Here is a 12,207-nt window from a genome sequence, read left to right as displayed (position 1 = left end):
GGGTGGGAGTCGAAGGGATGGGGCGTCACGGCGCGCTGCAGGTCGTCGTGCACCGCCTCGGACTGGGCATACTCGGAGAAGCCGTGCGCGACCCGCCGCGCGATGGCCACGGACGGGTGCAGTTCGTCCTGGGCGAAGAGCTTCGCCTCCACGCGATCCCGGAAGCTCGAGTACGCGCCCACCTTCACCAGTGAGCGGGCGATGTCCTGCCCCGACGTCACCCCCGCCGCCAGCCGGTCCGCCGCGAGTTCACTGGCGCGCCGGCTGCGGCCCAGCGACAGCTCGAACAGCCCCCGATAGGCCCGCATGAAGTAATAGACGGGCCGCGTCAGGCCGCCTTCGAACAGCGTCTGCAGGTAGTGGCCGAAGTGCGCGAGCATCGGCGCCAGCCGCTTGCTGTGTCCCGTGTCGCCGCCCAGCAAGTGCCCCATCTCGTGCGCCAGCACCGCCTCCGCCTCGGAGCGCTCCAGCAGGCGCAGGAGGGACAGGCTCACGAAGAGCGTGCGGCCGGACAGGATGCGCCCGTCCACGCGCACCTCGTGCTCGGTGACGAAGAAGTTGGTGTCGATGCCCGCGAGGATGTGGTCGGGCGGCGACGTCTGGAGCCGTTCGCACAGCTGGCGCACGCAGGCCCACAGCTCCGGCGCGCTCGCCTCGGTGAGTTCCTCCGCCTCCACGTCCAAGTCCGTGGGCGGGCGGCGGAAGATGGCCACCACCACCATGAACGCGGCGCCTGCCGCCAGCAGGGCCATGAGGATGATGAGCTTCACGGAGTAGCGCTCCAGCCACAGCGCGGTCACCCAGTAGGAGAGCCACACGGCCAGGGCGCCCTGCCCCATCACCTGGAGCGCGCTGGTGACGCGGAGCACGAGCCAGCCCACCACGAAGCTGCCGTACTGGAAGGGGCGCGAGATGAACGCGGCCAGGCCGCACAGGAGCGCGACCAGGGTGGAGACAAGCCCGAGCGCCAGCAGGCTCCAGGAGGCCAGCCGCGCCCACCCGAACTGCTTCACGTCCGAGCACGCATCGCCCAGGTTGTTGCGGTAGGTCGCCAGCTCCGCGTCGTCGCCCAGACAGGCCGCCGAGGCGGGGACCGCGCGGAAGAAGGCGAGCGATTCCTGACGGTCGGCCTCGCTCAACGTCGTGTCGCGGCCAATCTGCTTCTCGATGACTTCGAGCACCTGCGCGTCGAAGCGGTCGGAGGCATGACCGGCGAACCAGAGCCCGAACAGCGGCAGGGCGAAGAGCAGCAGCGCGGGCAGCACGAGGCTGCGGACGAAACCTGGGGATTTCCGGGAGGAGGACATGGGAGCTGGAGGACCAGCATAGCGCACGGCGCGCCACGCGCTCGCGGTGCGTCTCCCGGCGAGGAAGCCAGGCTCTCTCGAAATAGCAGACGCGGAGAGTTCGTTCTTCCGGTAGGAGAGCGACCGGCCACGAGCAGGATGAGCTGCTCTCCCGGAGCAGACCGCATGAGCCGCCCGGCATCCCCCTCCCCCACTCCGCCAGGTGCGACGAAGCTCCGGGCGGGTGCGCGTCCATGGCTCACGTGGGCGGTCTCTCTTGTCGCGACGGGTGCCACCGTCAGCCTCGCCGCCTGCGCCGCGCCGTCCACGCTCGCCGTGTCTGCGTCCGGGGTGCCGGCGTTCAGCGAGGACATGCTGTCGCCCGAGTTCTGGATCCGCCGCGCGCCGTCTCCCGATGCGGTGCTGCTCGATGCCGAGCAGGTGACGGCGAAGCGCCTGCGCGCCTTCGGTCCGGATGGCGGCCTGATGGACCTGAAGCGCGTTCCAGCCCCGCTGACGCGGGCACAGGTCGCCGGCTGGATCCGGGATGCACAGCAGACGCCCATCCAGGCGGCCATCGACGAACAGGGCCAGCCGGTGACGCAGGCCCTGCTGGATGAGCTGCGCCGGAACGCCGCGGCCGAGCACGTCCCCGAAGCCTCCGCCGCGCGCTACGGCCTCAGCGTGCGGCGCACGCACCTGCGGTCACTGCCGTCCGACCGTCGGTTCTTCGCCTCGGAGGACCTGCGCGACTACGAGAGCCTGCAGGCCGGCGTCCTGTTTCCGGGCGAGCCGGTCGTCATCGCGCATCAGAGCGCGGACCAGCAATGGCTGTTCGTCCTGACGACGCAGGGTCCCGCCTGGGTCAAGCGCGGCGACATCGCGGAGGGCACGGCGGACGCGGTGTTCTCCTACGTGGACAAGGCGCCCGGGCGCGTCGTCACGGGCGACCACGTGCGCACGGTCTTCACGCCTGAAGCGCCAGAGGTGTCGGAGCTCGAGCTCGACATGGGGGTCGCGCTGCCAGGGGCAGACGTGGCGCCCGGCGAGCCCGTCAACGGCGCCAGCAGCTATGCATCGTGGCCGGTGCTGTTGCCGGTGCGCGAACAGGACGGCACGCTGGCCTTCAGGAGCGCGCTGCTGCGCCGGACCGCCGACACCGCGCCGGGCTATCTGCCGCTGACGCGCGCCAACATCCTCCGGCAGGCCTTCAAGTTCCTCGGCGAGCGCTACGGCTGGGGGCACCAGTTCAATGCGCGCGACTGCAGCGGCCTGACCAGCGAGGTGTACCGCGGCATGGGGCTGGTCCTGCCGCCCAACTCCGGGATGCAGGGGAAGAGCGCGGCGCTGAACCACCGCCTCTTCACGGCGCAGGACTCACATGCCGAGCGGATGCGGGCACTGGCGGAGGCGCAGGTGGGCGACCTCGTCGTCGTCCCCGGTCACGTCTTGATGATCATCGGCCACGTGGATGGCGAGCCCTACGTCATCCAGGATGTCCCCTACGCCGTGTTCAAGGACCCGGCCACGCAGCAGCTCCGCAAGACGAAGCTGAACCAGGTCTCCGTCACGCCCCTGCTGCCGCTGTATGCCGACGACACGACCCTGTACGTGGACGCGATGACCAGCCTCGTGCACGTCACGCGGCCGTAGGAAGTGGGCGTACGCTGTCTCCCGCGAATCACCGGCAGGAGCGAGAACATGGACGGCAAACCCGTCGCCTCGGCCCCAGGCTCACGGCCTGGGGCTCCAGAGCGGCCCCCGGCGGACGACTCCCTCCAGCTCCGGATGCGGAGGGCGCGCGCGGACATCCGGTCCGGCGCGCTGCGCGGGGACGCGTTGCTCCAGTTCCTCCTCTCGGTCCCCACTTCCGAGCGGGACGGGTGGGTCGACGCGCTGCTCGGGTTCGATGAGCCGCCGCCAGACATCGCGGACCTCCCGCGCGGGGCGGTGCCCTATCTGCCGTGCGGCGTGGACGAGATCCTGGCGATGGTGGCCGAGGTGCCGCTCCGGCGCGATGACACGTTCGTCGATCTCGGCTCGGGACTGGGCCGCGTGGCGATCCTCGCCCACCTGTTGTCCGGGGCACGAGCGCAGGGGGTTGAGATTCAGGAGCCGCTCGTCCACCGCGCAAGGGCCTGCTGCGCCGAGCTTGCCCTTCCACTCGTGTCATTCGTTCACGCCAACGCCGCCGACATCGAGCTCGATGGGTCGGTGTTCTTCCTGTACTCCCCCTTCAACGGCGAGATGCTGTCCGCCGTGCTCCGCCGGCTCGAGGACGTCGCCCGGAGAAGGCCCATCGTCGTCTGCGCCGTGGACTTCGAGCTTCACGGCGTACCCTGGCTGCGGGAGAGGAAGACCCCGAAGGTCTCGCTGACGCTCTACGACTCGTGCGTGCCCGGCGTCCCCCTTCGTTGATCAGCGGCTCGCCCGGATCCGGCTTCCATTGCCGACGACGAGCGACGCCAACACGAGCAGCCCCGCGGCACCGAGCAGCGTCGCCGCGATCGACAGGTGGTCCAGGAGCAGGCCGCCGAACGCGGCCCCTACCATGATGGAGAGCTGGATGGCCGCGACCATCAAGCCGCCACCGCTCTCCGGCTCGTCTTGAATCTCCCTCGACAACCAGGTGGACCACGCCACGGGGATGGCCGAGTTCAGCGCGCCCCAGATCATCATCACGCCAGCGACGGCCCACAGAACGCGGCCGCTGACGAGCATGGCCACCGTCACCACGGCGAGCATCAAAGGCAGCCAGCGCAGCAGCGGATGGAGGTGCTTGCCCAGCAGCGCGCTTGCGCCGTAGGTGCCGACAAACCCCGCGACTCCAAGCCCCAGGAGCACCAACGACAGCTGCGGGATGCTCGCTCGCGTGTAGGACTCGAGGAACGGCCTGAAGTAGGTGAACGCGGAGAACGCTCCAGCGAAGGTGAGCATCACGCCGAGCATGGCGAACGCGACGTTGCGCCTCCGCAACAAGCCGAAGACCTTTCCGACCGGACTTGCTGCTTGCGGAGGCAGGGACGGCAAGCTGACCCATTGCCAGATCAGGTTGATCACCACGATGGGCATCAGCGCCTTGAACACGCCACGCCACCCCACGATCGAGCCGAGGTAGCTCCCGAGGGGAGCCGCCAGGGCCGTCGCGACGGCGTTCCCCATGTAGAGGACCCCCAGCGCCTTCGGAACATCCCGACCGGGCACCAGGCGCATGACCGTTGCTGTCGCCAGCGCCCAGAAGCCGCCAATCGTCACCCCCAGCAGGGCCCGGGCCGCCATCAACATCGCGAAGCTCGAGGCCTGCGCGATGAGAAGCAGCGAGGCCAGCATCACGGCGGTCAGCGCCACCAGGACGTTCCGGCGCTCGAACCGGCTCGCCACCGAAGCAATCAGCAGGCTCGTCACGACCGCGAACAAGCCGGAGATGGAGATCGCCTGACCGGCCATCCCCTCCGTCGCGTGGAGATCCGAGGCAATCGGCGTGAGCAGGCTGACGGGCATGAACTCCGAGGCGATCAGCATCGCCACGCAGAGCGACATCGAGCCGACGGCGCTCCAAGCCCGACGCGTGGCGCGCGGCTCGGCTCCACTGGCCACGGGAGTGACGTCCTGGCCTTGCGGCACGTGGGTTGACGGGTGGGTTTCGGAAAGCATGGGGAGAACATGCGCGTCCCATCCGGGGTCCGGTAGAAGCGGGGTCACGCATGGGCTGTTCAGCGTGCCTTGACAGTCCCGTCTCACTGGAGCGTGCTTTCGCCCGTGAAGACCCTCCCGTTTGCCCAGCTTCAGGCCTTTCTCGCGGTCGCCCGTGCCCGAAGCTTCAGCGGGGCGGCGCGCGAGCTCGGCGTCTCCCGCTCGGCGGTGAGCCAGAACGTGCGCCAGCTCGAGGAGGAGCTGCGGGTGGTCCTCGTCGCGCGGACGACGCGCAGCGTGTCTCTCACCGAGGCGGGGAAGCGGCTGGTGGAGTCGGCAGGTCCCGCGGTCGCGCAGACGCGAGCGGCGCTCGCCGAGGTCTCCGCGAAGCCGGGGGAAGTCGTCGGCCGCGTTCGCCTGACGGTGCCGCCCTCGGCGTTCAACTTCGTCGTCAAACCCGTCCTCCCGAAGTTCCGGGAGCGCCATCCCCGCGTCGAGGTCGAGTTCGTCTTCGAGGACCGGCGCGTGGATATCGTCGCCGAGGGCTTTGACGCGGGCATCCGGCTGAGCGAGTTCGTCGAGCGGGACATGGTCAGCGTCCGGCTGACGGACTCCTTCCGGTTCATCGTCGTGGGCGCCCCCGGCTACCTGGAGAAGCATGGGACCCCGCAGCGCCCCGAGGACCTCCTCCATCACGAATGCCTGACGTTCCGCTCGGCGACGACGGGCTCGCTGTACGCGTGGGAGCTCGAGCGGGGAAGCAAGACCTGGCGCGTGCCCGTGCGGGGAGGCGTGGTCACCAACGACGGCCTCTTCTGCATGGATTGGGCGGAGCAGGGACTGGGGCTCGCCTATGTGAGCGAGCCCCTCGTCACGGAGCAGCTCCGCACGGGGCGCTTGCGGCGCGTGCTCGAGCCCTACGCCGCCTCCGTTCCCGGCTTCTACCTGTACTACCCGAGCCGGGCCCAACGCTCCGCGCCGCTCCAGTTGTTCATCGAGACGATTCGCGAGTTCGCCGCGCAGCAGCTGTCGTCGTCACGGACAAAGGGACCGCGCTGAGGCGCTGGAGCGCCCACGGCCCCACTACCGCTTCTTCTTCGCCGGGCCGTTCAGCGCCACCGCGGCCTTCACGAGCGCCTTGAAGGCACGCGCGTCGACCTTCTCTCCCTCCTGGATGTCGATGGCCCTGCGCGTGTTGCCCTCCAGGCTGGAATTGAAGAGGCCCTTCGGGTCCGGGACGTGGGCCCCCTTGATGAAGGTGAGCTTCACGACCTTCTTGTAGGACTCCCCGGTGCAGACGATCCCGTCGTGCGACCAGACCGGGGTGCCCATCCACTTCCACTCCTCGATCATCTCCGGGTCGGCCTCCAGGATGAGCGCCCGCATGCGGGCCAGGGTCTCCCCGCGCCAGTCCCCCAGGTCGACGATGCGCTGGTCGATGAGCCGGGAGGCGGCGGCTCCGGTGGCCTGCTCACCGCTAGCCATGGGCGACCTCGAGCGAAGGGGCCAGCGGGCGGGCCTGCAGCTGGCGCCAGAGGCCATACGACATCACCCAGAGCACGCCCGTGACCGCCGCGAAGCCCCACGCCTGCGGGCCATCCCCCACCGCGAAGTGGGCGATGAGCGCGGAGGCCAGGTTGAAGGCGAAGCCCGCGTAGGCCCACTCCTTGAGCCGCGCCGACACCGGCGCCAGCAGCGCCACCACGCCCAGGATCTTGGCCAGGGCGAGCTCCACCCGGAAGTAGCCGGGGAAGCCCAGGTGGGTGAAGCCGTCCGCCGCTTCCTTCAGGCTCAGCTGCGCGTAGGCGGTGAAGCCAATCTCGAAACAGAACAGCGCGGTGACGATCCAGAAGCCGATGAGGGTTCCCTTGGTGCGGAGCATGTTCAGGTCCGGGGGGCTGCGGGGGGAGTGGGAGGCTCGACGCCAAACTGCTTCGCGTACTCGACGTTCAACCGCTGCCAGTCGAACTTCATGGCCTCGGGGCCGACGATGCGCCCCAGCGGCTCACCGGCGAGCAGCTGATCCAGCACGTCGAAGCAGATGTGCCAGCCCGCGGCGCCCATCGAGATGAAGCCACGGTGGATGTTGTGCCAGAGCGTGAGCCGGGTGCCGCCGGTCGCCAGCGGCTCCAGCTCCCAGCGCATGTCGTTCCCGCCCCAGCCGTACTCGAGCAGCTTCGGCGCCTCCGCCCGCTTCACCTGCGACTCCGCGACGTGCTCCTTCGGCGCGCCCACGGTGGTGAGCTTCACGGCGCCAACGGAAGCAAGGTTCCGGTCGGGATCAAACGGCGCCCACTCGCGCAGGTGCTCGGGGTCGGTGATGGCCTCCCAGACCTTCGTGGGGGGATGGCGCAGGTCGCGCACGAGCACGAGCGTCCACTTGTCCCCTTCCTTCTGGATCCTGGCTCCCGCCGCGGGGCCGGGCGTGTACTTCGCACGGTGGCTCATCGCTTCTTTCCTTTCGTGGGTGTCGAGGGTGTCTGGTCCATCCGGTCGAGATGGCGTTCGAGCGCATCGACGTGGGCCGTCCAGAAGCGACGGAAGGGCGTCAGCCACGCGTCCACCTCCATCAGCGGTTCGGGCCGCAGCCGGTAGACGCGCCGCTGGGCCTCGACGCGCGCCTCCACGAAGCCCGCGTCGCGCAGCACCCGCAGGTGCTTGGACACGGAGGACTGGGGCATCCTCAGCTGGCGCTCAAGCTCGCCGACGGAGCACTCCGACGCCGCCAGGAGGCTGAGGATGCTCCGGCGGTTGGGCTCCGCGATGATCGCGAACGATGATTCCATGCGGTTCATATACCCATTGCCTCATATTCTCGTCAAGGCATATACCCCACAGCCATGAACAAGCGCATGCCCTCCTCCCAGCCGCATCCTTCGGACAGCCACGACCTCATCCGCGTCCGGGGGGCCCGGGAGAACAACCTGAAGGACGTGAGCGTCGAGATTCCCAAGCGGCGGCTGACGGTGTTCACCGGCGTCTCGGGCTCCGGCAAGTCGTCGCTGGTGTTCGGCACCATCGCGGCGGAGTCGCAGCGGCTCATCAATGAGACCTACAGCACCTTCGTGCAGGGCTTCATGCCGTCGCTCGGCCGGCCGGAGGTCGACGTCCTGGAAGGGCTGACGACGGCCATCATCGTCGACCAGGAGCGGATGGGCGCCAACTCCCGCTCCACCGTCGGCACGGCGACGGACGCCAACGCGATGCTGCGGGTGCTGTTCAGCCGGCTCGGCAAGCCGTACATCGGCTCGTCCAACGCCTTCTCCTTCAATGTCCCGACGGCCCGCGGGGTGGGCCAGATGTCGACCGACAAAAGCGGAGGCAAGACGGAGCGGCGCGAGTTCACGGTCACCGGCGGCATGTGCCCGAAGTGCGAAGGCATGGGCTCGGTGAACGACATCGACCTGTCCCAGCTGTACGACGACACGAAGTCGCTGGCCGAGGGCGCGCTCACCATTCCGGGCTACACCGTCGACGGCTGGCAGGTGCGCATCTTCACGGCCTCGGGCTTCCTCGACCCGAACAAGCCGATCCGGAAGTACACGAAGCAGGAGCGCCAGGACTTCCTCTACCGGGAACCGACCAAGGTGAAGGTCGAGAGCATGAACCTGACCTACGAGGGGCTGGTTCCGCGCATCCAGAAGTCGTTCCTGTCCAAGGACGTCGACGCGATGCAGCCGCACATCCGCGCGTTCGTGGAGCGGGCGGTGACGTTCACCACCTGTCCCGAGTGCAACGGCACCCGGCTCAACGCGCCCGCCCGGTCCAGCAAGATCAAGGGCATCAACATCGCGGACGCCTGTGCGATGCAGATCAACGACCTGGCCGCGTGGGTGCGGGACCTGGACGCGCCGTCCGTCGCGCCGCTGCTGGCGACGCTGCGGCAGACGCTCGACTCGTTCGTGGAGATTGGCCTGGGCTATCTCAGCCTCGACCGGCCGTCGGGGACGCTGTCGGGCGGCGAGGCCCAGCGCACCCAGATGATCCGCCACCTCGGGTCGGCGCTCACCGACGTGACGTACGTGTTCGACGAGCCGACGGTGGGGCTGCACCCGCACGACATCCAGCGGATGAACGGCCTGCTGCTGCGGCTGCGCGACAAGGGCAACACCGTGCTGGTCGTCGAGCACAAGCCGGAGGCGATTGAGATCGCCGACCACGTCGTCGACCTCGGCCCCGGCGCGGGCACCGCCGGTGGGCAGGTGGTGTTCGAGGGCACCGTCGAAGGACTGCGCGCCAGCGACACGCTCACCGGACGGCACCTGGGCTACCGGGCCCGGTTGAAGCAGACGGTGCGCAAGCCCTCGGGGGCGCTGAAGGTGCGCGGCGCCAGCGCCCACAACCTGCGGAAGGTGGACGTCGACATCCCGCTCGGCGTGCTGGTGGTGGTGACCGGCGTGGCCGGGTCGGGCAAGAGCTCGCTCATCCACGGCTCGGTGTCGGGCCGGGACGGCGTGGTGACGGTGGACCAGGGCGCCATCAAGGGCTCACGGCGGAGCAACCCGGCGACGTACACCGACCTGCTGGAGCCGGTCCGCAAGGCGTTCGCCAAGGCCAACGGCGTGAAGCCCGCCCTGTTCAGCGCCAACTCCGAGGGCGCCTGCCCCACCTGCAACGGCGCCGGGGTCATCTACACCGACCTGGGGATGATGGCCGGCGTCAGCACGGTCTGTGAGGACTGCGAGGGCCGGCGGTTCCAGGCGGCGGTGCTGGACTACCGGCTGGGCGGGCTCAACATCGCGGAGGTGCTCGACCTGCCCGTCGCGGACGCGGTCACATTCTTCAGCAAGGGCGAGGCGAAGACGCCGGCCGCGCACGCCATCCTGAAGCGCATGATGGACGTCGGCATCGGCTACCTGCGGCTCGGCCAGCCGCTCACCACGCTGTCGGGTGGCGAGCGGCAGCGGCTGAAGCTCGCGACGCACATGGGCGAGGACGGCGGCGTCTACGTGCTCGACGAGCCGACCACCGGCCTGCACCTGGCCGACGTGGAGCAGCTGCTCGGGCTGCTGGACCGGCTGGTCGACTCCGGCAAGTCGGTCATCGTCATCGAGCACCACCAAGCGGTCATGGCGCACGCCGACTGGCTCATCGACCTGGGGCCGGGCGCGGGCCATGACGGCGGGCGGGTCGTGTTCGAAGGCACCCCGGCCCAGCTGGTCGCGAAGCCTTCCACCCTGACCGGCAAGCACCTGGCGGCGTACGTCGGCTGACGGAGGTCGCGGGGCCCGCGGGGCATTCAGCGCGGCCGTTCGGCCAGCACGAACGGCCGCAGCCGGTGCCCGTCCGGGTCCTCGACCACGAACGTGAACCCGAACGGCATGTCCGTGGGCTGCTGAAGCACCTTCAGCCCGAGCGCCGTCCAATCCTGGTAGGTCTGGAGCACCGCCTCCCGGCTCGTCTCGCTGAAGGCGATCTCGATTCCGCCGGGTGTGACGGGCTTGGGCTCGATGTCGCTCGCCGCCCACAGCCCGACCTTGATGCCGTTGGGCAGGACGTACAGGACGAACGTCTCCGAGTTCTCGACGGGCTCGCGGCCCAGGAGCCGGGTGTAGAGCGTGGCGCTCTCTCGCGGGCTGCGGACGGGAAGCAACAGGTAGTTCAGGGTTCGCATCGGGCTCTCCTCTGGATGGGGACACCCGAGAGGTAGCGCCTGCCTGTGTCAGTTCCTGGCAGTGGTCGACTTCTTCTGCCGCCTCCGCCACTCCTCGACGAGGGTCTGCCGCCTGCCCGGGTAGCGGGCGTCGGAGACCTCGACCCTGGCGATGCGGTCGACGCGGAACGCGCGGAAGTCCGCGCGCAATTCGCACCAGGCGGCCAGGACCATCACCCGGTCGAAGAAGCCGATGAGGAACGGCCAGACCGTGCGCCGCGTTCCGGCTCCGGCTTCGTCCCGATACGTGAGCGTGACCTTGCACTCCGTGCGGATGGCCTCGCGGATGACGGAGAGGTCCACGGTGACAGGCTCGTCCATGACCGGCACCGTCAGCATCACGTCGTCGACCTGGTCTCGCATCGCGGTGGGCAGCACCGCGCGGATCTTCGCGACCACGTCCTCCGCGGCGGCCCGCAGTCGTGGGTCGCCGCGCGCGGCCACCCACCGTGCTCCCAGCACGACGGCTTCAATCTCATCCACGGAGAACATCATCGGAGGCAGCGTGAAGCCCGGCCGCAGCACGTAGCCAAGCCCGGGCTCGCCCTGGATCTCCGCGCCCTGCTCCTGCAGCAGCGCGATGTCGCGGTACAGCGTGCGGATGGAGATCCCGAGCGCCTTCGACAGCTCCTGGCCGCTCACGGGTGCGCGTCTGCGACGCAGGATCTGCATGAGCTCCAGCAAGCGGGATGCGCGCGGCATGAGGCCATGCTGCCTCGTGGCCGGCGTGTACGGAAATCCTTGAGCGTCGGCACGGGCAACACGGCGGGAGCCGGCATCGTCGAAGCCACCGGGGCCAGGGCCTCCTCTTCAACGTCGTGGGGCCCATCAACTGGCTCGCGGTGATGCGGGTCAACGGCCTGGACTTCAACGAGGCGCTCGGCTCGGCGAGGACCTGGTAGCGGCCGAGACGTCCGCGCGGGGCCTACCCGGTCACGGCCCTGCGCACCGCCGGACGCAGGCTGTGTCGCCGGACGTACGCCACCAACTCCGGATGCCCACCGAGCAGCATCAGCGTGTTCGCGAGGTGGAGGATGGACGCCATCACCACGTCGGCGGCGGTGAACGTCTCGCCCACGAGGAACTCACGACCACCGAGCCCCTTCTGGATGACGTCGAGCACGGCCGTGAGCCGGGCCCTGTGCTTCTCGACCACCGCGTCCGAGGGCTCGCGCTCCGCTGGCGTCTGCACGTCCCGGTAGAACGCCATCACCACGGGGTCGAGGGTCAGCTCGGCGAAGGCCATCCATCCGTAATAGGGGCCGCGCTCCGCGGACCCCACCGGCGGCGCCAGGCGCTTCTCCGGGAAGCGGTCAGCCAGATGGAGACAGATGGCCAGGGACTCCAGCAGCGTGACGTCCCCATCCACCAGGGCGGGGAGGTCTCCCAGGGGATGCACCGCCAGATAGGCGGGCGTGGTGTTCTCCTGTCGCGTGAGGTCGAGCCTGATCAGCTCGTAGGGGACGCCAAGTTCCTCCAGCAGCCAGCGGGGACGGACCGCTCGGGTCCTGGGGGCGAAGTAGAGCTTCATGGGTGGCACTCCTGAAGGTCGCGGGAGCCCACAAGATGCGGCGGCTTGAGTGCCCGGACAATGCAGGCTCCGGCGAACTCATTGTCAGGCTAGGCTTGACGGTC

The 12,207-nt window shown here is 69.3% G+C and carries 13 protein-coding genes; 4 read left to right on the top strand and 9 right to left on the bottom strand.

Features of this window, described 5'->3' with window-relative positions; all coding sequences use genetic code 11:
• On the bottom strand, window positions 1–1,265 hold a 1,265-nt coding region (locus D7W79_RS07125; RefSeq protein ID WP_500681243.1), incomplete at its 3' end, for a M48 family metallopeptidase.
• Window positions 1,266–1,472: 207 nt separating this feature from the next.
• Between D7W79_RS07125 and D7W79_RS07120 the strand changes: the two genes are divergently transcribed.
• On the top strand, window positions 1,473–2,939 hold the full coding sequence (locus tag D7W79_RS07120) for an SH3 domain-containing protein (RefSeq protein ID WP_120524574.1): 1,467 nt from the start codon (window positions 1,473–1,475) through the stop codon (window positions 2,937–2,939).
• 48 nt (window positions 2,940–2,987) lie between these two features.
• Window positions 2,988–3,704: a class I SAM-dependent methyltransferase gene (locus D7W79_RS07115; RefSeq protein ID WP_120524573.1), complete on the top strand. Its 717-nt coding sequence runs from the start codon at window positions 2,988–2,990 to the stop codon at window positions 3,702–3,704.
• Here D7W79_RS07115 and D7W79_RS07110 read toward each other — a convergent pair whose 3' ends face one another.
• A complete protein-coding gene (locus D7W79_RS07110) occupies window positions 3,705–4,940 on the bottom strand; it encodes an MFS transporter (protein ID WP_120524572.1) in 1,236 nt (411 codons plus the stop codon).
• Window positions 4,941–5,045: 105 nt separating this feature from the next.
• Between D7W79_RS07110 and D7W79_RS07105 the strand changes: the two genes are divergently transcribed.
• Complete coding sequence (locus D7W79_RS07105; RefSeq protein ID WP_120524571.1) at window positions 5,046–5,978, top strand: LysR family transcriptional regulator; 933 nt, start codon at window positions 5,046–5,048, stop codon at window positions 5,976–5,978.
• Window positions 5,979–6,002: 24 nt separating this feature from the next.
• Here D7W79_RS07105 and D7W79_RS07100 read toward each other — a convergent pair whose 3' ends face one another.
• From D7W79_RS07100 to D7W79_RS07085, 4 genes are read right to left on the bottom strand one after another with little or no spacing between them, the layout of a single operon-like run.
• Window positions 6,003–6,404 carry a DUF1801 domain-containing protein gene (locus tag D7W79_RS07100; RefSeq protein WP_120524570.1) on the bottom strand — a complete coding sequence of 134 codons (402 nt, stop codon included), beginning with the start codon at window positions 6,402–6,404 and terminating at the stop codon, window positions 6,003–6,005.
• Window positions 6,397–6,801: a DoxX family protein gene (locus D7W79_RS07095; RefSeq protein WP_120524569.1), complete on the bottom strand. Its 405-nt coding sequence runs from the start codon at window positions 6,799–6,801 to the stop codon at window positions 6,397–6,399. Before D7W79_RS07095 ends, D7W79_RS07100 begins: the two co-directional genes overlap by 8 nt.
• A gap of 2 nt (window positions 6,802–6,803) precedes the next feature.
• Window positions 6,804–7,367, bottom strand: coding sequence for an SRPBCC family protein (locus D7W79_RS07090; RefSeq protein WP_120524568.1), 564 nt, complete (start codon window positions 7,365–7,367; stop codon window positions 6,804–6,806).
• Window positions 7,364–7,705 (bottom strand): ArsR/SmtB family transcription factor, encoded by a 342-nt coding sequence (locus D7W79_RS07085; protein ID WP_120524579.1) that lies wholly within the window; start codon window positions 7,703–7,705, stop codon window positions 7,364–7,366. The genes D7W79_RS07090 and D7W79_RS07085 overlap by 4 nt, the downstream gene beginning before the upstream one ends.
• Window positions 7,706–7,759: 54 nt before the next feature.
• On the opposite strand from D7W79_RS07085, the gene D7W79_RS07080 reads away from it, so the two are divergent.
• Entirely contained in the window at window positions 7,760–10,132 is a 2,373-nt protein-coding gene (locus D7W79_RS07080) for an ATP-binding cassette domain-containing protein (protein ID WP_276375083.1), read from the top strand.
• A gap of 26 nt (window positions 10,133–10,158) precedes the next feature.
• On the opposite strand, the gene D7W79_RS07075 is transcribed toward D7W79_RS07080, so the two are convergent.
• The 3 genes from D7W79_RS07075 to D7W79_RS07065 all read right to left on the bottom strand — a co-directional run bounded on the left by D7W79_RS07075 (window position 10,159) and on the right by D7W79_RS07065 (window position 12,103).
• A complete protein-coding gene (locus D7W79_RS07075; RefSeq protein ID WP_120524567.1) occupies window positions 10,159–10,533 on the bottom strand; it encodes a VOC family protein in 375 nt (124 codons plus the stop codon).
• Between the two features lie 48 nt (window positions 10,534–10,581).
• Complete coding sequence (locus tag D7W79_RS07070; protein WP_244221634.1) at window positions 10,582–11,244, bottom strand: helix-turn-helix transcriptional regulator; 663 nt, start codon at window positions 11,242–11,244, stop codon at window positions 10,582–10,584.
• A 253-nt stretch (window positions 11,245–11,497) separates the two neighbouring features.
• Window positions 11,498–12,103, bottom strand: a complete 606-nt coding sequence (locus tag D7W79_RS07065; protein WP_120524565.1) for a glutathione S-transferase family protein — start codon at window positions 12,101–12,103, stop codon at window positions 11,498–11,500.
• Between the last annotated feature and the right edge of the window lie 104 nt (window positions 12,104–12,207).

Origin of the sequence: Corallococcus exercitus (assembly GCF_003611585.1) — a bacterium.
GTDB lineage: Bacteria > Myxococcota > Myxococcia > Myxococcales > Myxococcaceae > Corallococcus > Corallococcus exercitus.
This window is presented reverse-complemented; position numbering and strand designations above follow the sequence as displayed.